Here is a 20,988-nt window from a genome sequence, read left to right on the forward strand (position 1 = left end):
TTATTCCTCGTGCAGGCTTATTTCACCGCTTTTTTGTAGTGCCCGGATTGACCGGTCAATGGGTATAACTAGATCCTGATGTTTTTTATGTACATAGTGATAGACATAAAACTCCATAAAGTGCGGGTTCAGTAACTTTATATCCCTGTATTCTGGGATTTTTGCGAGAAGATCCGGGCCGATGACGTCTGTCAGGAGAGCAAAATCTATTCTTTCCGCAATTAACAGGTCAAATAAATGCGTGGGATTATTGGCTGGAATCAGATTAAAAGTGCTTTTGGCACCGGCAGCGAAAAATGTACCCCCGAGCAAGCCGATTTTATACCCGGCAAGGTCAGGCCAGTTCTGGAAGCTCTTGTCGGTTTTCAGCGAATAGAGCCCAACCCGGACAATATAAATTGGCGTCGGGACCCGTATCAAATTCGGGTAGTTGTCCGTGATATTGTAGATCCGCGAACACTCGGCATCCACAATTCCCTCGTTGGCGAGCATAATAGACCTTTTGGGCGGGAAACCCTGGATTTCAATATCAATGTTGATCCGGTTATAGATTTTGGACAAAGTTCTCACGACAGTAGGGCTTTTGGTCAGCCCTTCGGTGCAGCTGATGCGAAGCCTGTCAGGTTGCAGTTTTTCCCCTGCCGATACCTCGGTGTGAACGCTGTTCAGGAGCGTCAGGCACAAGAGAAGGGTGCAGCATTTCAGCATAAAAACCTGTCTGAACATTAATGTTGAGGCAGTATTTAAAGGCTCTAATGTATCATAAATGGGGTAATTTGAAACAGCCATGATCCGAAGATCGCGGAAAGATGTCATTTCCGGTCAGTGGCAGATTCTCATATAGGCAGGTCATTGCGGAAAAAGTCGGTCCAGTATGCCAGCGGCATCGGTTATTTGCGATGCCCCATAGACAAAATTGCGCCCGTCGCCAAGCCGTGTGGAACAGAACTGGGCGCTGACATCAGCCGGCGCATATTGCAGCATCAGGGAGGCCTGCAGGCTGAGCGCCATTTTTTCCACGATGATGCGGGCGTTTCTTTCCAGGCTTGCAGCATCCATAATGAGATCCCGGAGTTTTTCCAGGGTCAGGTCCAGATCACCATTCTGCCCGAGGGCAGGGGATAGCTGATGGAAAAATAGATCAAGAGCTTCCGGTTCTTTTGCCAGGGTGCGCAGGATGTCCAGGCAGATCACATTGCCGGACCCTTCCCAGATGCTGTTGAGCGGCGCTTCCCGGTACAGGCGCGGCATGATGCCTTCCTCCACATAGCCGGCCCCGCCAAGGCATTCCATACATTCATAGACAAAGTTGGGACAGCGTTTGTTGTGCCAGAATTTGGCGACGGCCACGGCGAGGCGGGCATAGGTCCGGGCCTCGTTATTATGGCTCGCCTCGTCGAATTTATGGGCCAGATGCAGGAAAGTCAGGACTCCGGCTTCAAGGTCAAGGGCGAGGTCAGCCAGAACAGACAACATCAACGGCTGGTCGATCAGTTTTTTCTGGAAGGCTGAGCGGTGGCGGGCATGGTGGACCGCCTGGGCCAGGGCCTGCCGCATCAGGGAGACAGGGGCGATGGCGGTATCCAGCCGGGTATGGTGGACCATATCCATGATGGTGGCGACCCCGCGGCCTTCTTCACCGACCAGGACCGCCCAGGTGTCCTGATATTCGATCTCGCTGGAGGCATTGGCATGATTGCCCAGCTTGTTTTTGAGACGCTGGATGAAGAAGTTATTGCGGCTGTCGTCGGGCCGGAAACGGGGCATAAAGAAGCAGCTCAGGCCCGCATCCGTATAGGCCAGGGTCAGGAAGGAGTCGCTCATGGGGGCGGAGCAGAACCATTTATGGCCTGTCAGCAGGTAACCATCCCCCGATTTGACCGCTTTTGTGCTGTTGGCGCGCACGTCGGAGCCGCCCTGTTTTTCGGTCATGGCCATACCCATGGTGCAACCGTCTTTCAGATGGGCCGGGATCATGCGGCTGTCATAGCTGCGGGAGATGAGTTTCGGCAGCCATTCATCCCTGAGCTCGGGCGCCTGCTCGATAATAGGAATGCCGGCATAGGTCATTGTCAGCGGACAACAGACGCCGGCCTCGACCTGGTGCAGCATATATTCCAGCGCCGCATGATGCAGGTGTCCATCCTGTGTGTCCTCTTCCCAGGCGACGGAGGAAAGACCCGAGCCTTTACCAATTGACATCATCTCGTGATAGGAGGGATGAAACTCCACCTCGTCGATGCGTTGGCCAAACCGGTCAAACAGTTTGAGTTTGGGTGGATTTTCATTGGCCAGCCGGCCATGTTCGAGATGTTCCTCGGTCCCCAGCTGGGCGCCGGTATAGACCAGGTTTTCAAAGGAACTGCCCGTGCTTTCCCGTTTGACGGCTTCCTGCAGGACCGGGTCAGAGGTAAACATGTTGTAATTTTCCAGGGCAGGAGGCTGGTTGGTTACCTCATGGGTGCTGAGTTCGCAATGGGGATTGAAATAGGACATGTCTCGGCCTCCTGTATTTTTCATATTCTAGCAGTCGAGACCAGAAACGCCAAATCATTAAAACGATCGTTTTAGAGCAGGCCCAGGGACCGGAAACTCTGGTGTCCGGTTTTGGAGATGATCAGGTGGTCATGCAGCCTGATGCCAAGCTGACTGCCGATTTCCTCGATCTTTCGTGTCATCTCGATATCGTCCCGGCTGGGCGTGGGGTCGCCGCTGGGGTGATTATGGACGATGATCAGGGCGGTGCTGTTGAGCTCCAGGGCCCGCTTGATGATCTCCCGCGGATAGACCGGTGTGTGATCGATGGTGCCTTTCTGCTGGATTTCATCCTTGATCAGGCGGTTCTTTTTATCAAGAAACAGGATGCGGAACTGTTCATGGCTTTCATGCGCCATAGCCGCCTGACAATAATCCAGAAGGGCCTGCCAGTTGGTCAGCACCGGTTGTTCCAATACTTTCGTTTGGGCGAGGCGAACCGCGCTGGCTTCGGCCAGGCGGATGGCGGAGATCACCGTATTGCCGACTCCACTGATTTCCAGCAATCGTTTTTCGGGGGCGGAAAGCACACCGGCATAATCGCCAAAGGTGGAGATCAGCTGTTTTGCCAGTGGTTTCATGTCTCTGCGCGGAACAGCGAGGCAGAGCAGGAGTTCAAGCAGTTCATAATCGGCCAGAGAACCGGGACCGGATTTTCTGAGTTTGTCTTTCAGGCGCTGGCGGTGGCCAACATAATGGGCATTTTCCTGGTCTGACATCGCTCCCCGGTCATTGTTCGATTAGTCGTATGGTGGTTTGGTCCATCCTTTTGGCGACCTGGTGAAAATCTCCACGCCGTCGGCGGTTACTCCCATACTGTGCTCAAACTGGGCGGACAGGGACTTGTCCCGTGTCACCGCCGTCCATCCGTCGCTCAACACCTTAACTTCCGGTGTGCCCAGATTGATCATGGGTTCGATGGTGAAAAACATGCCTTCCTTCAGTTCAGGCCCTTCGCCCGGTTGGCCGTAATGCAGGATATTTGGCGCATCATGGAAAATGCGTCCCAGGCCGTGTCCGCAGAACACCTCGACCACGCCACAGCGTTCGCTTTCGGCATATTCCTGGATGGCATGGCCGATGTCGCCTATGGTGTTGCCCGGTTTGACCTGGGCAATACCACGCATCAGGCATTCATAGGTAATGTCGACCAGTCGTTTGGCCTTGACTGGCGGAGTGCCGGCAAAAAACATGCGGCTTGTATCGCCGTACCAGCCATCGACAATCGGGGTCACGTCAATATTGATAATATCGCCGTCTTTCAGCTTTTTAGGCCCCGGTATGCCGTGACAGACCACATGATTTACAGAGGTACAGATGGATTTCGGAAAACCGCGATAGTTGAGCGGCGCCGGGACATGCCCATGATCAACGATATATTCATGACAGATCCGGTCCAGTTCCTCGGTGGTCACACCTGGTTGAATATAGGGCGTAATCATATCCAGGACGGAGGCGGCAAACTGCCCGGCCTTGCGCATGCCTGCGAAATCGGCCGCGTCATGGATCTTGATGGCGTTTGTGGCTTCCAAAGGGGCCTCTGAAGCTTTTACATATTTCATTCTATACCCGTTTCGTTCCGGCTATTTCCACAGGCCGGTCTACTCTGATTTCATTCTGGTCGAGGGCGCAGCTGTAACAAACTGCCTCAACCCCGCTGGCCAATGCGGTACTTAGCGCGTCTGCGTAGGCCGGGTCAATATCTTCAGCTATTTTGAATATATTACAATCTTCTCGTTGTACAAGATAGACCATCATTGCCCGAAAGCCTTCTTTTACCATATCGGTCAGCTCGTTCAGGTGTTTTGTCCCCCGGGCGGTGACCGCATCGGGGAACTCGGCAACATCCTGTTCCCGTTTAAGGGTTACATTCTTCACCTCGACATAACAGTCCGGCTGGCTTGCATGATCCGACAGGAATATATCGATGCGGCTGTTCTGGCCGTATTTCATTTCCCGGCGCAGATTGTCATAGCCCCGAAGTTCAGAAATAGCGCCCTCGAGGATGGCTTCCTCGACAATTTTGTTGGGATGTGAGGTGTTGATGCCGACCAGGGCGTCCTCCACCCTGACCAGTTCCCATTTCCAGGAAAGCTTTGCCTTGGGGTTGGTGGCCGGGGACAGCCACACTTCGCTGCCGGGATCCTTGAGGCCCATCATGGAACCGGAGTTGGCACAATGGGCGGTAACGATCTCGCCGTTTTCCAGCTCCACATCGGCCAGAAAGCGCTTGTATCTTTTGATCAGGGTTCCGCGTGTAAGTTTTTCTGTAAATTTCATGAGCACAGGGTATAGTCGGAAAAACAAATAATGGCAATCTGACATATGGCTTATCGGGTATGAATAACAGGAAAACAGTCACCGCCGCGATGATTATTATCGGCGATGAAATTTTGTCCGGGCGGACGAAGGACGCCAATCTCAATCATCTGGCCAACTGGCTCGGCGATCACGGCATTCAGCTCAGGGAAGTGCGTGTCATCCCCGATGAAAGCGATGTCATCGTGCGGACTGTGAACGAGTTGCGGGCCGCTTTTGACTATCTGTTTACCACTGGCGGCATCGGCCCGACCCATGATGATATTACGTCAGAGAATATCGCCCGGGCCCTGGACCGGCCTTTCGTTCAGAACCCGGAAGCCTACGAGGTGCTCAAAGATCATTACGGACCCGAAGGGCTGACCGAGGCGCGCCTCAGGATGGCGATGATGCCGGAAGGGGCGGAACTGATCGACAATCCGATCAGCCGGGCGCCCGGCATTCATGTCGAGAATATCTTTGTCTTGGCCGGTATTCCGGTTGTGATGCAGTCTATGTTGATGGATGTTGGGAAAAAGATTACCGGTGGTGACAGGATGATCAATAAAACCATCCATGTGTTCCGGGGGGAAAGTGTCTTTGCCGATATCCTGGGCCAGGTCAATGATGTCTTTGACGAGGTCTCCATCGGCAGCTATCCCTTTTACCATGAGCGGGCTTACGGCGCCACATTCGTCCTCAGATCCGCCGACGAGGTGGCGCTGGACGAAGCAATCGGGATGCTGAAGAAAAAAATCACCAACGACGGCTACGAGTGTTTTGACGGCGAACCCGCCTTCAAGTCAAAGCCTGTGGATTAGGCAGGGCAGGCAGGACGCAGGCCCGAAAAATTTAAAAGCCTGTTTATTTCCTTACCAGAATATGCCATATCCGGTTTCGTCTACTTTCAGTCAGGGATGCGCCTGTGGTGAAATTGGTAAACACAACAGACTTAAAATCTGTCGACCGTATGGTCTTGCCGGTTCAAGTCCGGCCAGGCGCACCATTTCTAATTGCCTGTGTCCAACAGGAAAAAAAACCGGTTATACTGAGGTGAGATGATATTTTCTGACTGAGGCTTGTGAGTAGCCGATCATTTTAGAGCATTTCCATGTTTAAAGAGTTCATTTTAGCGACAAGCCCGGCCGCGTTATCTGCTCAGGAAACCGTAGACGAAGACAATCGTCTTCATATCGAGGTGCATGAAACTTCCAGCCTGCCAGTGATCAGGCTTTGGACAAATCATACAACTATTGTCGTTCCCGGGCGTGACAGCCGGGTACCGGAATTTCCGCAGGCCTGTGAAATCATGAAAAAACACGGCATAGGGGTTGCTGTCAGGACGTCCGGCGGCACGGCAGTGCTGCACAGCTCCCGGGTGTTGAATGCCTCCGTGATTTTTCCGATTCCAAAAACAGAAAAAGTCTCGATGGAAACGGGGTATGAAAAACTGAGAATCCTGTTTGACCTTCTTGTGCCGGAGCTTGCCGGGCGGGCGTATTTTTCTTCCGTTCCCGGCGCCTATTGTGACGGGGATTATAATCTTGTCGTGGACGGCCGGAAAATTGCCGGGACGGCACAGCGCATAAAGTCCGCCGGTACCAAAGTTGACCACAGGACCGTGCTGGCGCATATGAGCCTTCTGGTTGATATTGATGCACCTGAAATGGAGCGGACGATCAACCTTTATTATGAAGCATTACAATCGGAGACAAGAGTAGCCGAGGGCGTTTCCACAGGTATTGACAGGCTGTGCTCTGATAAGCTGACCTGTGTCGGGCTCATCGACAGGTTTACGGAAAATTATGTCCATGGCACCTTTGACGCTTGTCGTTGATCAGGGTTGAATGTCCCGGTCCTGCAAAATCCAGCCTGCGCCGTCAGTATGAGGAAGTTGTGTAATAACCTGCTATTGCTTCTTTTTTTGATTTCTGTCAATTGTTGTTCTCCTGCCAGAAACGGCGCATTAGGAAACAGGATGAAATGATGAGATATTTATTGCAGTTGGTTGTGTTTATTGCCATGGCGGGACAAACCGTTCTTGCCGAAGAACAGCCCGAGCGGGCGCGTGATATTGGTATCCCGTTTGAGGGAACGCCCGGGGCGTTGAATGCCATTACGGATGTTGCGGGGGTCACCGTGGGGCATGAAACCATTATCCGGGACGAGGAAGACGGCAGAGCTGTCAGAACCGGCGTGACCGCAATTCTGCCCCGTGGCAAGGTGACAAGTAATTTGCCGGTTTTTGCAGCGTCCTTTGCCCTGAACGGCAACGGGGAAATGACCGGAACGGCCTGGATTGAGGAATCTGGTATGCTTGAAGGGCCCGTTATGCTGACCAATACCCATAGTGTCGGGGTTGTCCGTGACGCGACGATCGCCTGGCGGGTCGCGGCTGGCGGCGCCGATGCCAGCGGTTACTGGTGGTCCCTGCCGGTAGTGGCGGAAACCTGGGACGGGGATCTCAACGATATTAACGGTTTCCACGTTAAGCCTGAGCACGCCCGGGCGGCGCTTGACCATGCAACAGGCGGAGCGGTGGCCGAAGGCAATGTGGGCGGCGGCACCGGCATGATCTGCCATGAATTCAAATGCGGGATCGGCACGTCTTCACGGGTGGTGAAAACCACGGACGGTCCCTTTACGGTTGGCGTCCTGGTTCAGGCCAACTACGGCGTCCGGGATACCCTGCAGATTGCCGGGGTGCCGGTCGGCAGGCATATGAGAGATCATCTCCTTTATGCCGGGGGAGAGACAATGGCCCCGGATTCGGGCTCCATCATCATTGTGGTGGCAACCGATGCGCCGCTATTGCCGCATCAGATGAAGCGGCTCGCCAAAAGGGCTTCGATGGGCCTTGCCCGCAACGGCAGTTATGCAGGCAACGGTTCGGGGGATATTTTTATCGCCTTTTCAACAGCAAATGACAAGGCGGTGCAGAACGGCCCTGCAGTTCCCCTGACCATGATGACCAATGATTCGCTGGATCCGCTTTTCCTCGCCACTGTGCAGGCGACGGAAGAGGCCATTATCAATGCCATGATTGCGGCGAAGGATATGAAGGGACAAAATGGTTATGAGGTGAAAGCTATTTCTCATGAAAAACTGAGGGAAGTTCTCAAAACCTATAACAGGCTTGCAAACTAGAGTGGAAGTCCGGCCGGCGGAAAATGCCGGCCGGACAATATATTTTATTCCTTAATGCCGATCAGATCGAAGAAAAAGGCCAGTTCAAGCGCCTTGTCCCGATATTGTTTGTAGCGACCGGAAGAGCCGCCGTGACCGGCGTCCATATTCACATCAAAGATCAAAAGGTTGTCGTCTGTCTTGTAATCACGCAGTTTGGCAACCCACTTGGCAGGTTCGAAATACTGCACCTGTGAATCACGCAATCCGGTGGTCACCATGATGTTCGGATAATCCTTGCGTTCCACATTGTCATAAGGCGAATAGGATTTCATATAGTCATAATATCCCTTTTCATTCGGGTTGCCCCATTCGTCATATTCGTTTGTGGTCAGCGGGATTGAACTGTCCAGCATCGTGGTAACCACATCGACGAACGGCACCTGGGCCGCCACTCCCTTGTAGAGTTCCGGCGCCATGTTGAGGACGGCGCCCATCAGAAGCCCGCCGGCGCTTAGGCCTACGGCAAAAACCTTGTCCTTGTCCCCATATCCCTGGGCGGTAAGGCCCTTGGTGACGTCGATGAAGTCGGTGAAGGAGTTTTTCTTGTGATACAGCTTGCCGTCCTCGTACCACTCCCGTCCCAGCATCTGACTGCCGCGAATATGGGCCAGGGCATACACAAAGCCCCGGTCGAGAATGGACAGTCTGGCGGCGTCAAATGTAGCCTCCTCAGTATCGCCATATGATCCGTAGGCATATTGATACAGCGGGTTGGTGCCGTCTTTTTTGAATTTGTCCTTACGGTAGACGAGGGAAACCGGCACTTCCTTGCCGTCCCTTGCCTTGATAAAGATTCGTTCGCTGGCGTAATTGGTCGGATCAAAACCACCAAGGATTTCTTCCTGTTTCAGGATGGTGCGCCGTCCGTCCGTCAGGTCATATTCATACACCGTATCAGGTGTGGTCAGGCTGCTGTAAAAAACGCGCATCTTATCTGTGTTGATTTCCGGGTTGTAGCCGAAATAGGCGGCATAGGCCGGGTCATCAAATTTCAGGAAGCTGTTCTGGCCGGTCTGGATATTCTGCACGCGGAGGCGGGTGACTCCGTGTTCCTTTTCCCTGACAACCAGATACTCCGAGAAAACCTCGAAGTCGGAAACGTAGACGTCAGGCCGGTGAGGGATGACATCGACCCATTTTGATTTGTCGCTTGTCTCTTTGCCGGAAACTTTCATCAGGCGGAAATTTTTGGCGTTCCAGTTGGTGCGGATATAATAGTCGTCGCCCAGTTTGGAGAATTCATATTCATGGCCTTCCTCGATAGAAAGGAACGGCGTGAACTCACTTTCCGGTTGATCGGCATCGATGATGTCCGCACCGGTCTTTGTGGTATGTTTATGGAAAATATAGATCACACTGTCGTCACGGGTTTTCCCGATGTAGGTGTAAAAGGTGGGATCTTTCTCTTCATAAACCAGGACGTCGTCTTTCTGGTCCGTGCCAAGTATGTGACGATAAACCTGGTACCCCAGCAGGGTCTGCAGGTCTTTTTTGATATAAAATACGGTTTTGTTGTCATCGGCCCAGACAATAACACCGGAGGTATTTTCCAGTCTGTCGTCGTAAGTCTGTCCCGTGGCTAAATTTTTGAATTCGATGATATACAGGCGCCGGCTCAGGGCATCTGTGGAATAGGCCAGAATATTGTTGTTTGTGCTGACCGCCAGTCCGCCGAGGGAGAAAAATTCTTTGCCTTCCGCCAGCTTGTTCACATTCAGGATAATTTCTTCGTCGGCGTCCATGGTGCTGGCACGTCGGGCGTAAACCGGATATTCTTGGTCGCCTGTGAAATTGCTGTAGTACCAGTATCCGTTCTTTTTATAGGGTACGGATGAATCGTCTCGCTTGATACGTCCCTTGATCTCCTCGAAAAGTTTTGCCTGCAAGCCTTCTGTATGGGCCATCACGCTTTTGGTGTAGGCGTTTTCTGCGTCAAGATAGGCAAGGACTTCCGGATCCTTGCGGTCGTCGTCCCTGAGCCAGTAATAATCGTCAACCCTAACATCGCCATGGATTTCCATCGTGTAGGGAACTTTTTTGGCCACCGGGGCTTTGACGGTTTCGGATTGTTCCGAGGAGGCAGTATTTTGAGGGGTGCTGTTATCACACCCCCAAAGGGCCAGTGTCAGGCCCAGGGCAAGTATCGGAGTTATTTTCATCTGGTATCCCTTCAAGTGTTGTCTTTCGGCTTATGTTCATTGCGGGCCACCTTTGGACGGTTGGCTAAAGTCCCGCATAATCCTTAAATCGTTCCAGTGTGTCAGCGCCGAGCGCGTCTTTCAGCGGTTGCAGATGTGCCTCGAAATGCTGCCAGACACCTTTGCTTTTCCGGTAAATCGGTTGCCGGACCTGCTGGGAACTGGCGGTCCGGACTGCCCGCTTGTTTTTGTAAAATTCAAAACATTGATCTTCTACATCCACGCCGCAGTGGTCGAGCAGGCGGCTGATCTGGTGTTCCGTGTCCTCGATCATATTTTCATACTGGACACAATGTACCTTGCCGGGGAGAACCTTGTTCCAGTGGTCCATGACTGTCAGGTAACTGTTGTAATAGTGGCCAATATTTTCAAGGTTGTAGCTGAATTCATGCCCGCCGGCGAAATGCTGCTTGAAGCAACTGAAGCCGCCGTCAAGGGGATGTCGGCGCGCGTCAATGATGATCGCATCGGGCAGGATCATATGCAGGAGTCCGACCCGTTCGAAATTTGTCGGCAGTTTATCAATGAAATAAGGTTTATCCGTCCGGTATAAAGCCGTTTCATCCAGATAGGATTGGCCGAAGGCCGCGAGTTCGGCAGGTGTGAAGCCGGCCAAAGACATGGGATAGGCGACATGCCGCCTGCCGCCTTCGATGTTGATGCGCCGGACAAGATTGGGCAGGTTGACCAACTCCATCGTGCCTTCGATCTGGCTGTGGCTGGACAGGATCTGTTCAATCAGGGTCGACCCTGCGCGGGGCAGCCCGACGATAAAGATCGGTGTCGGTCCCTTTGCGGCCGGTGCCGCCTGTCGGGCAAGTAGTTCGGGAGTGAAAACATCACGGATTTCGCCGCAGATATCCCGAAAGCGGTCGCTGCTGAAGCTAATGTCCGGGCGCAGTTCGTTGGCAAGCCTGTACCAGTGGAAAGCGTCCTCATAAAGACCGTCATCCTCGAAGGCCTTGCCAAGCGCAAAGGCGGCCTGGGTGCGCTGGGCAGGCAGAACTGATGTGTTTTCAGCCAGTTGCCGCATGATATCCCTATCTTCTTTAGAGAATTTGTGGGTTTTCATGTCGGCCAGCGCCCACCAGCCGGCTCCGTTATCAGGTGTGCTGGTGATGCTGGTGTTATAGGCCTTTACGGCCTGTTCGCTGTTCCCCATGATTTTCAGCATGTGGCCGCGAAGCAATTCAAGGTTGCCCCGTTCAAGGTCCGTGAGAGAACAGCGGGACAGGGCCTTGTCATAGGCGGCGAGACTTTTTTCGTAATTGCCGCAATGGCTGTGCAGGCGTCCGACCATCTGCCAGTTGGCAGCTTTGTCAGGATCCAGTTCCGCGACCGTTTCGGCCTCTGTCACACCTTCGGCATAATTTCCGGTTTCCTCAAGACTGCTGACCAGCGCCGTTCTTAGAATGGTGTCGATGGGGAAATGTTCCAGGCCATGGCGCAGGATTTTGGCGCTTTCTTCATGGGCACCGACGGTGGTGGCCAGATGCGCGAGGGCATAGGCCGCTTTGGGATGTCCGGGCAGTTTGGCCAGAATGTTGCGGGCGATCTGCTCTGCATCGGCAAAACGGGAGCTGCCCATGGCGGATTGTATCTTTTTGTATTCTTCACTGAAGGGATCGGTGTCACTTGCTTTGGCAAAGGCGTCTTTCGAGGCGTCAAATTGTCCGAGATCAAAATAGAGTTTAACCAGATAACACCAGGCCTGATAAAAACCGGGATTAATCTCTGTTGATCTTTCAAAGGATTCGACGGCCTGCGCGGAGTTGCCGGCTTTTATATGGGCGAAGGCCAGGTCGCCGTGGGCGGCATAGGAATTCGGATGATGCTTTGTCGCCTGTTTAAAAACCTCGAAGGCGGCGGGAAAGTCGCCTTTACGCATCAGGGCCGATCCCAGGATACTGAGGGTCAATTCGTCGTTCGGGGTTGTTTCAAGTTGCTTGCGCAGCATGCTGATGGCGGCATCTGCCTGTCCGGTCTGAAGGAGACGTGTTGACTCCTGATAGAGCTGCTGAAGCGACATAGGCATAAGGTCCGGGTCAGAGGAAGGAACGACGGGCCCGGAGGCCCGCCGTAATAGTCTTGCAGAATTTTATCAGTATTTAAAGTCTACACGCAGGGTAAAGGTGCGTTCATCACCATAAGTGTAATAGGCCGCACCGCCGCTCCGGTATTGTTGCTCTTTGTAAGTGGTGTAGTCCTTGTTCAGAATGTTGTCGACATAGAGGCTGACACGGGCATTGTCGGTTAACTGAATTGCACCGGACAAATTGACCGTCGCATAGCTTTCTGAGATATCTTCATCACGAGTATCAAAGTGTGATTTGTTCTCGCCATATCCTGTTACATCAAGACGAACTGAGGCCTCGTGATCCCTGATCATGAATTCCTGATCAAGGGCAACATAGAAGTTGTATTTCGGCACGAACGTCATGTTGTCACCGGCTTCCACACCAAGGACATCGTTGCTGATCAGCATCTTTGAGTCAGTGTATGACGCATTGACAAAAAGCGTAAGGCTGTCGGTAAGGCGAGCTGAACTTTCAAACTCGACACCTTTTGAGCGGGCAGCTGTGGCGCCTTCAGTATTGCCAATGTAGGAGAATCCGCAAGTAGCCATATATACACTTGTCTGAACGTCAGACCAGTCGATCTGATATGCCGCGGCCGAGAATTGTAATCTGCGGTCCAGCAGGTTGCCTTTTACACCAATCTCGTAGTTTTTAATGGCATCTGAATTATAGCGGTTAACGTAATTGGCCGCAGCTGGATCGTCAAAACAGTCAGCAGGCGGCTGCGGGCCGTTGTTGCCGCCGGGGCGATAGCCTTCTGAATAGATGGCATAGATTGCCAGATCTTCATTTGGCATATAGGATACGCCGAATTTTTTCCGGAAGCCGTCTTCTGTTCCATCATCACCAAGGGTTTCATCCCTCTGGATGCCGCCATCGGGATCAACCCAGATGCCAGAAAGTTCAGTGATGAGCTCGTCTTTCAGGCTGAAGTAACGCAGGCCGCCCGTAATCTCGATCTTGCCGGATTCGCCAAGGTCGAAAGTATAGCTGGCTTCACCAAAGGCGGCGAATTCACGCTGGTCATACTGAATCACGTTGTAGTTATAGTTTTTGGTGCCGTCTCCATAAAGGTCAAGGCCGATCTGGGTCGGGTCACCGATTCCCCACCAGTATCCCCAGAGGTATGCAGCAATGGCACGACTTTTGTCGTCATTCGCATGATATTGCCACTGGTAATCAGGTGTCTTCAGGCCTTTGGATTTATCGTAAAATGCACCAACGGTCCATTCCAGTGGGCTATCGGTATTGTTCTGCAGGCGCAGTTCGTGGGTCCAGCGGTCTTCACCGTCCTTGTCAATAATCCAGGTCCGGAACAAATCCATTGAATCGGCCCGGGACCAGTAAGACTGACGCCCGTCATAGCGATACTCGCGATAGGACCCCACATAGGTCAGGTCGATACCGTCTATCAGGTCGTCTTTGGTGATGGCCAGGCTGACCAGGTTGGTTTTCTCTTCCTCATAAGGATCCATAAGCTCCCAGATAGAGAATTTGGGATTGTGCCCGTCCAGCTGGCCGCCACGGCATTCCGTACGTTCACCGGTACATTCCGGGAAGGCAAGCTCGACATCATAGCCATAATCGGCAGCCGGGTTGGCTGTCAGGATGGCTTCATAATAATAACCCGGTTGCGACCGGTCAGCTGCGGCGCGAGTCGAATCATGGTTCTTCATGTTGACATAGGTGAGGTTGACGTTCAGATCGTCGCTTGCCTGATACATCACCTGGGCGCGAATGAAATGACCGTTTTCATCACCGGAGGTGCCGGTATGGGTGTTATAAATTTTTCCCTGTTGGCTATGGGCGCTGCCAGTAACACGAAGGGCAAGTTTGTCGTCGATAAGCGGCAGGTTAAAACCCGCATAACCACGGACGCCGATACCGTCCCGGTTCTTTTCGCTTGAGAACATGGTCGCGCCGAAAACTTCCGTTTCAGCGAGATTTGGTTTGTTGGTGATGACCTGGACGGTTCCGCCGATGGCGTTCGATCCCCACAGGGTGCCCTGTGGGCCGCGCAGCACCTCGACCCGCTCGACATCATAAAGGTCGCTGAAATCAAAGGGAATGCCGTCGGTGTAGGTAGATGTGGTGCCGGGCGTGGAATCATTGCCACCGGACAGGCCGCGGAGGATCAGTTCACCCTGGGGGCTTGCGGCACCGGCCACTGTGCGGAAGAAATCTTCCTTGTTGATCAGGTTGCGTTTCAGAATCTCGGTGCTTCCCACGACAGCGATGTTCATCGGTACTTCTGTCAAAAGTTCCTGTTTCTTGCGGGATGTAACGATGATTTCTTCAAAGGCGTAAGCTTCTGACTCATCGCTCTCTTGTGAGAAGGCGGGGGTGATTGCCATGCCGGCAAAGGCGACGCCGCACATCAGCGACATTCTTAGTGTTTTTTGGGGAAATATTGGTGACATTCTTTGTTTCCTCTCCTGTGGAATTTATAATGTTATATCTGGTCCGGGTCCGGGTCCGGGTTCGGGGGAGGGGTGCGGCCATCGATTCTGAATGCGGTGGCTCTCATATCATTTGCCCCCTGTATGGACACAGGTTACAGTTTTCCCGACGCACCAGGCTTGTGACTGCCCGACGCGTACCCGTTCTGTTTCTTGATGGTTAAGCTTTGAATTTACCCCTTCTCAGCGTTACCCCTCTGTAGATCCCTGCATGACTTTCAAGTGTTTCGCCACGCCATCTCTCCGGGATTTGTCGTCTGAATTACCCAGTGAGAAAGGTCTCTATCAGTGGAGTATAAATATCTGAGTCACGGATATCACTAACCAAGGCATCGTTTTTTGGCTCAATTTACTTTGCAAATTGACGGAATACTTATCATCTTGACAGATGCTGCGATAATGGGCATGATTCTTTAATGTCTATTCGTTTGATATATAATGTTATTGTATGAAAGAATGAAGAGAATGTTCATATTTTATACAATTTGTTCATATAGCAGGGTGAAGGAAGAAGTGCATAAAAATTTGGCATAATAGTCATGTTCGATCATGCTATTCATTCACCCCAAGCGGTAATTAAATAATAAAAACCAATCGCCGATTGGTATTTGGTTAGGAGAAAATGCTGTGCGGAGTATCCGTTATCTTCTGATTTGTCAGTTTGAAGGCAGAATGTGCAATTATGGATAATCTGGACAGAAGCCTGCTGGAAATCCTGACGCTTGATGCGCGGAAATCCATTTCCACACTGGCGGGCGCGCTGAAAGTGTCCAGGGCAACTGTTACAGACAGAATCTCGAAACTGGAGCAGAGGGGCATAATCGAGGGTTATACCCTGCGCATAAACCGGGAATTCTCGCCCAAGAAAATTACCGCTCATGTTATGATCACTGTCGTTCCAAAGCTGGAGACACAGGTTATAGAGCAATTAAAAAAAATACACGGTATTCAATCTATTTTTACGGTCAGCGGTATGTATGACCTGATTGCTGTCTTGCAGAAGGATTCAACAGAAGAGCTGGATTCAGAAATTGATTTTATACGCGAAACAGCCGGGGTCGAGAAAACCGTTACCAATGTCATTTTGTCTGCAAAACTGGACAACAACCGATAAAATCTCGATCGCTTCTGCCGGAGCGCGGCGGGAACAGGTGATGAGTATCGGAATTCTTTCAAACGGTGCCAGGCGCTCTTTTCTGTAAGTGGTCACGAGATATCGGGATTTCTTAAACGAAGAGCCTTGCGCAGAAAGGCCTGTGCCGTTTAGAGTTATACAGAAGGGAGCATAATTCTCTCCCTGATTTAAAGCTTACATATACTCCGTGCTGAACAGGTGGGGAGGGGGCGGTTAAGTTGCCCGGAACGAAGAAAAGAGGCCTGCATGCCCCGAATGTTCATGATACTGCTTCCTCTGCTGTCGCTGATGGCGGCTTCCGTGATGGCGCAGGAGGTGCTGACTGTAAAATCTATCACTGTTCAGGATGAAAAGGCTGTTTTCGCCACCGTGGAAAGCGTGAAAGTGGTGACGGCAAGGGCTCGCCTGAATGGCACGGTCATAGACCTTGAGGTCAGGGAAGGTGATTTGGTTACCCCTGGGCAGGTCATTGCCAGGGTCGTGGACGAAAAGCTGGCGCTGCAGATACGATCCCTGGAGGCACATATATCATCTTTAAGGGCCCAGTTTGACAAAGCAGGCAGTGATCTGGCGCGCACAAAAGAGCTGATATCCACAGGTGCGGTTTCAAAGGCCCGTCTGGATGAGGTGCAGGCTCAATATAACGTTGCGGAAGGCGCCCTGAAGGCGGGAATATCCGATCGTGACGTCATCAGGCGGCAGGCGTGCGAAGGCGAGGTGCTGGCGCCCGTTGCCGGTCGTATCCTGAGCGTTCCCCTGACTGTCGGGACCGTTGTGATGCCCGGTGAAGTGATCGCCTCCGTTGCCAGGGAGAATTATGTTTTGCGCCTGTCGGTGCCGGAACGCTACGGTCTTCATCTCAAAAAAGATGACCTGGTACGCCTTGAGGACGGGAAAACCGTGAAGATACTGACGATATACCCGAAAATCGAAGGCGGTCGGGTGACCATCGATGCTGATATCAACGGGCTGGAAAGTTATTTCGTTGGGGAACGTGTCCGTGTCTGGATTTCGGGTGGTGAGCGCCGGACTGTTGTTATTCCGGATGACTTCATCACAACCCGCTTCGGAATTGACCATGTACGTCTTCGGAAACCCGACGGCAGCGTCATGGACGTGCCGGTACAACGCGGCACGCCAATATCAACAGCGGATATAGCGAACGGAATTGAAATCATATCCGGGCTTCATGACGGTGATGTGCTGGAGAAACGATGAAAAATCCGGGATTGTCAGGCAGGCTTACCCAGGCGACTATTCAATCGCCTTTAACGCCTTTGTTTCTGATTGCCGCATTCATGCTGGGCCTGATGGCGCTGTTTTCGATTCCGCGGGAAGAAGAGCCGCAGATCAGCGTGCCTCTGGTAGATATACAGGTGCAGGCGAACGGGGTGCGGGCGTCGGATGCCGCCGAGCTGATTACCAAGCCGCTTGAGGAAATCATCAAAAGTATCGACGGGGTCGAGCATGTCTATAGCCAGACAGCCGATGATCAGGTCCTGGTGACGGCGCGGTTCCTTGTCGGAACAAGTGCAGATAATGCAATCCTGCGCGTTCACGAGAAAATCCGGGCCAATTATGACCGGATTCCAACGGGGATTCCCGAACCCCTGGTCAGCGGCCGCGGAATCAATGATGTGGCGACTGTTGTTCTGAGCCTTTCGCCAAAGCCGGAGGTCGCCGACCGCTGGAGCGAGGCTGACCTGTACCGGCTTGTCGATGAGGTCCAGTCTGAATTGATCAAGGTCGACAATGTCGGATTGACTTACATCGTCGGTGGTAGTCCTGAATCCATACGCATAGAACCTGATCCGGAACGGCTGGCCCTGTATGGAATTACACTGACGCAACTGGTCGGGAAGATTCAGGGCGCCAATCGCTCTTTTGCTGCGGGCCTCCTGCGCGAACAGGGACAGTCTCATATCGCGATTGCCGGAAACACCCTGTCGGGAACGCCGGATATTGGATTACTGCTGATAACGTCGCAGAATGGCAAACCTGTCTATGTCCGTGACGTGGCGGACATTGTCATCGGTCCGGCGCTTTCCGAATACCGGGTCATGATGATGCGTCCGGCGGAGGATGGCAGTCTATACCGCACACCTGCCATAAACCTGGCTTTGTCAAAAAGGGCCGGCAGCAACGCGGTTGTTGTGTCCGGGGATATTCTGAAACGGGTGGAAATATTAAAATCATCACTTATTCCCGAAGAGATCGAGGTCGATGTGACCCGAAATTACGGGGAGACGGCTGACGAGAAAGCCAACGAGCTGTTATTCCATCTGTTCCTGGCCACCATTTCCATTGTCATCCTGATCGGTTTTGCCATCGGCTGGCGGGAAGCCGGTGTGACACTGGTGATTATTCCGGTGACCATCCTGCTTACGCTCTTTGCCGCCAACCTGATGGGATATACCATAAATCGCGTCAGCCTGTTTGCCCTGATCTTCTCCATCGGGATTCTTGTTGATGATGCAATTGTTGTTATCGAGAATATTGCCCGGCACTGGGCTATGAATGACGGCCGGCCCAGGATCCAGGCAACCATAGAAGCTGTGGCCGAGGTTGGCAGTCCCACGGTTATTGCCACACTGACCGTTATCGCAGCCCTGCTGCCCATGTTGTTTATTTCCGGTCTGATGGGTCCCTATATGGCGCCGATCCCGGTCAATGCTTCTGCAGCGATGCTGTTTTCCTTCTTTGTTGCCGTTGTCGTTGCGCCGTGGCTTCTGCTGAAAATTTCCCCTTCGGAAGCTGCTGGCCATGCACATCATGAAGAGGGGCAGGGGCGCCTGGGTAAACTCTATCGGAACGTTGCCGCTCCCATTATACGCACCCGGAAGCGGGCCCTGTTTTTCCTCATAATTGTCGGGGTAATGACTTTTCTCAGTTTTATCCTTTTTGCCACCCGCTCGGTGACCGTCAAGCTGCTGCCTTTTGACAATAAATCCGAGCTTCAGATTGTCGTTGATCTTGCTGAAGGGGCGAGCCTTGAGGATACGGAACGTCTCCTGTACCTGACGGCGGATCTCATCAGGCATGTACCCGAGATAGAATTGATGCAGAGTTATGCGGGCACCGCGGCACCATTTAATTTCAACGGGCTGGTGCGTCACTATTATCTGAGACAGTCTCCGGAACTGGGTGAGTTGCAGATCAATCTGATAGGTAAATCCGGGCGCGATCGGACCAGCCATGAAATCGCTCTTGATATAAGAGACAGGTTGAAAGACCTGGTGCTTCCCGGGGGCGCCAGCCTGAAAGTGGTCGAGGTGCCGCCAGGCCCGCCGGTTATGGCGACACTTCTGGCTGAAATATACGGGCCAGATCAGCAAACACGGCAGAGAACCGTCGATGAAGTGAAGAAAATATTTGCCGAGGTTCCCTATATTGTCGACATAGATGACTCCATCGGCGAGCCGCGCCCAAGACTGCATGTATCCATTGACCAGGAACGCCTGGAGTTTTTCGGCGTCGAACAACAGGATGTATATGACACCATTCAGGCGCTGATCGGCGGTATATCCGTCGGTTATTCTTATCGTGGTGAAGGGCGCGATCCGCTGGAAATATTCATTGGACAACCGAAATCAGCGCTGGTCTGGACCGAAACGCTGGCGTCAACGCCTGTTCCGCTGACTGCCTTGCCGGGGCAAAGTTCCAATGTCGAGCTCGGCGACGTCGTCAGGGTGACGATAGAAGAGGGATCGCCGATATTATTCAGGCATAACGGGCATTTTACCGATATGGTTATGGCCGAATTGAGCGGTGGCTTCGAGGCGCCAGTCTATGGCATGCTGGATGTGGAGAAATTGATCAAAACCCATGACTGGGGGAACCTTACACCACCAACGATCAAATTTCACGGGCAGCCGGAAGATCCCATGCAGTCAACACTGCTGTGGGATGGTGAATGGGAAATTACCTATGTCACCTTCCGGGATATGGGAATCGCCTTTGCCCTGGCGCTGGTGGGCATTTACGTGCTTGTTGTCGGCCAGTTCGGAAGCTTTAAACTGCCGCTTGTCATCCTGACGCCGGTTCCCCTGACATTGATTGGCATTATATTCGGACACTGGATATTCGGCGCGGCCTTCACCGCCACGTCAATGATCGGCTTCATCGCGCTGGCCGGCATCATTGTCCGCAACTCTATCCTGCTGGTGGACTTTATCCGGCATGGAAGCGGGCAGGGCCTGTCGCTTCGCGACATACTATTGGAGGCCGGTGCCGTAAGATTCAAGCCGATCCTGCTGACCGCGCTCGCAGCCATGATCGGGGCGGTGACCATTCTGAGTGATCCAATTTTTCAAGGCCTGGCTATTTCCCTGCTGTTTGGTCTTACCTCATCCACACTGCTGACCGTTCTGGTCATTCCCGCCATTTATGTCGTTCTGCGTGATGATGAAGGACCTGCTGAAGCTTCTAAATAACAGAAAGCCGGATCAGCAACTTCTCCGGCTCTGTCTCATCTATTGAGGGGGGATAGTCCGTCTGTCTTTTGGCAGCATGTAATAAAGACCATACATGATTTGATTGACGTTCTGACCGTCTTCAGAGAAGGGCAATCCGAGGGCGAAATATTCAAGGAAGGATTTTTCCGACCACACAAGTTTGCCCTGGTAGAGATAGGGAATTTTGTTTTCCACAATCCAGTCCCAGCGTTCTTTCATATCTGCCGTGCCGGGTACAGTTTCCAGATACTGGCCGGTGACATCCCTTGACATGGCTCTTGTTGTTGCTGTGCCGATCAGTCGGAAACGGTATCTTCTCGGGTCATTTTCCACATCAGCCAGTAGAATATAGGGCAAAAGCTTCGGTACATCGGACGGGCGAAAATCGGCCCGGCGGGGCATTATTCGATCCCCCTTTATTTTCTGCCAGTGGAGAAAGAGTTCCCTCAGTTCTTCCTGCGGAATGTCTTCGACGTCAATAGGGTATTTGAACATGATTCAATCGGTCCCCAAGAAAATACCTTTAATTACAACTATGTCTTTTAGCAGTTTTTCCGGTGAGGTAAATCAGATTTTTACCCGGGCAGGGAAAGTCCATTATTGGTTGTGAGAGCGGCCGTGATAAAAATAACCCTGCCGATA

15 protein-coding genes and 1 tRNA gene are annotated in these 20,988 nt (G+C 52.5%); 7 read left to right on the plus strand and 9 right to left on the minus strand.

Annotated elements, in window-relative coordinates; genetic code table 11:
* The 5 genes from ACORNT_RS09695 to sfsA form a co-directional block, all read right to left on the minus strand.
* Positions 1–816 carry a transporter substrate-binding domain-containing protein gene (locus ACORNT_RS09695; RefSeq protein ID WP_321389766.1) on the minus strand — a complete coding sequence of 272 codons (816 nt, stop codon included), beginning with the start codon at positions 814–816 and terminating at the stop codon, positions 1–3.
* A gap of 33 nt (positions 817–849) precedes the next feature.
* Positions 850–2,496 carry an acyl-CoA dehydrogenase family protein gene (locus ACORNT_RS09700; protein WP_321389769.1) on the minus strand — a complete coding sequence of 549 codons (1,647 nt, stop codon included), beginning with the start codon at positions 2,494–2,496 and terminating at the stop codon, positions 850–852.
* Between the two features lie 71 nt (positions 2,497–2,567).
* Positions 2,568–3,254 carry a RadC family protein gene (radC, locus tag ACORNT_RS09705; protein WP_321389771.1) on the minus strand — a complete coding sequence of 229 codons (687 nt, stop codon included), beginning with the start codon at positions 3,252–3,254 and terminating at the stop codon, positions 2,568–2,570.
* 21 nt (positions 3,255–3,275) lie between these two features.
* Positions 3,276–4,097 carry a type I methionyl aminopeptidase gene (gene map, locus ACORNT_RS09710; RefSeq protein WP_321389774.1) on the minus strand — a complete coding sequence of 274 codons (822 nt, stop codon included), beginning with the start codon at positions 4,095–4,097 and terminating at the stop codon, positions 3,276–3,278.
* 1 nt (position 4,098) lies between these two features.
* A complete protein-coding gene (gene sfsA, locus ACORNT_RS09715) occupies positions 4,099–4,815 on the minus strand; it encodes a DNA/RNA nuclease SfsA (protein ID WP_321389778.1) in 717 nt (238 codons plus the stop codon).
* Between the two features lie 59 nt (positions 4,816–4,874).
* Between sfsA and ACORNT_RS09720 the strand changes: the two genes are divergently transcribed.
* From ACORNT_RS09720 to ACORNT_RS09735, 4 genes are all read left to right on the plus strand, one after another.
* Positions 4,875–5,654, plus strand: a complete 780-nt coding sequence (locus ACORNT_RS09720) for a competence/damage-inducible protein A (protein ID WP_321389780.1) — start codon at positions 4,875–4,877, stop codon at positions 5,652–5,654.
* A 98-nt stretch (positions 5,655–5,752) separates the two neighbouring features.
* A tRNA-Leu gene (locus ACORNT_RS09725) sits at positions 5,753–5,839 on the plus strand.
* Positions 5,840–5,944: 105 nt separating this feature from the next.
* Positions 5,945–6,670 carry a lipoate--protein ligase family protein gene (locus ACORNT_RS09730; RefSeq protein WP_321389783.1) on the plus strand — a complete coding sequence of 242 codons (726 nt, stop codon included), beginning with the start codon at positions 5,945–5,947 and terminating at the stop codon, positions 6,668–6,670.
* 146 nt (positions 6,671–6,816) lie between these two features.
* Entirely contained in the window at positions 6,817–7,980 is a 1,164-nt protein-coding gene (locus ACORNT_RS09735) for a P1 family peptidase (protein WP_321389786.1), read from the plus strand.
* 44 nt (positions 7,981–8,024) lie between these two features.
* Here the strand turns inward: ACORNT_RS09735 and ACORNT_RS09740 are convergent, their stop codons facing one another.
* From ACORNT_RS09740 to ACORNT_RS09750, 3 genes are all read right to left on the minus strand, one after another.
* Complete coding sequence (locus ACORNT_RS09740; protein WP_321389789.1) at positions 8,025–10,181, minus strand: S9 family peptidase; 2,157 nt, start codon at positions 10,179–10,181, stop codon at positions 8,025–8,027.
* A 64-nt stretch (positions 10,182–10,245) separates the two neighbouring features.
* Entirely contained in the window at positions 10,246–12,249 is a 2,004-nt protein-coding gene (locus tag ACORNT_RS09745; RefSeq protein ID WP_321389792.1) for a tetratricopeptide repeat-containing sulfotransferase family protein, read from the minus strand.
* A gap of 72 nt (positions 12,250–12,321) precedes the next feature.
* A complete protein-coding gene (locus tag ACORNT_RS09750; RefSeq protein ID WP_321389795.1) occupies positions 12,322–14,718 on the minus strand; it encodes a TonB-dependent receptor in 2,397 nt (798 codons plus the stop codon).
* Between the two features lie 721 nt (positions 14,719–15,439).
* Between ACORNT_RS09750 and ACORNT_RS09755 the strand changes: the two genes are divergently transcribed.
* The 3 genes from ACORNT_RS09755 (at position 15,440) to ACORNT_RS09765 (ending at position 20,325) form a co-directional block, all read left to right on the plus strand.
* Complete coding sequence (locus ACORNT_RS09755; RefSeq protein WP_321389798.1) at positions 15,440–15,871, plus strand: Lrp/AsnC family transcriptional regulator; 432 nt, start codon at positions 15,440–15,442, stop codon at positions 15,869–15,871.
* Between the two features lie 267 nt (positions 15,872–16,138).
* Entirely contained in the window at positions 16,139–17,110 is a 972-nt protein-coding gene (locus ACORNT_RS09760) for an efflux RND transporter periplasmic adaptor subunit (RefSeq protein WP_321389800.1), read from the plus strand.
* Positions 17,107–20,325 (plus strand): efflux RND transporter permease subunit, encoded by a 3,219-nt coding sequence (locus tag ACORNT_RS09765; protein ID WP_321389804.1) that lies wholly within the window; start codon positions 17,107–17,109, stop codon positions 20,323–20,325. Before ACORNT_RS09760 ends, ACORNT_RS09765 begins: the two co-directional genes overlap by 4 nt.
* A gap of 39 nt (positions 20,326–20,364) precedes the next feature.
* Here ACORNT_RS09765 and ACORNT_RS09770 read toward each other — a convergent pair whose 3' ends face one another.
* Complete coding sequence (locus tag ACORNT_RS09770; protein WP_321389807.1) at positions 20,365–20,841, minus strand: PAS domain-containing protein; 477 nt, start codon at positions 20,839–20,841, stop codon at positions 20,365–20,367.
* Positions 20,842–20,988 lie beyond the last annotated feature (147 nt).

Source organism: Emcibacter sp. (genome assembly GCF_963675455.1).
Taxonomy (GTDB): Bacteria; Pseudomonadota; Alphaproteobacteria; order Sphingomonadales; family Emcibacteraceae; genus Emcibacter.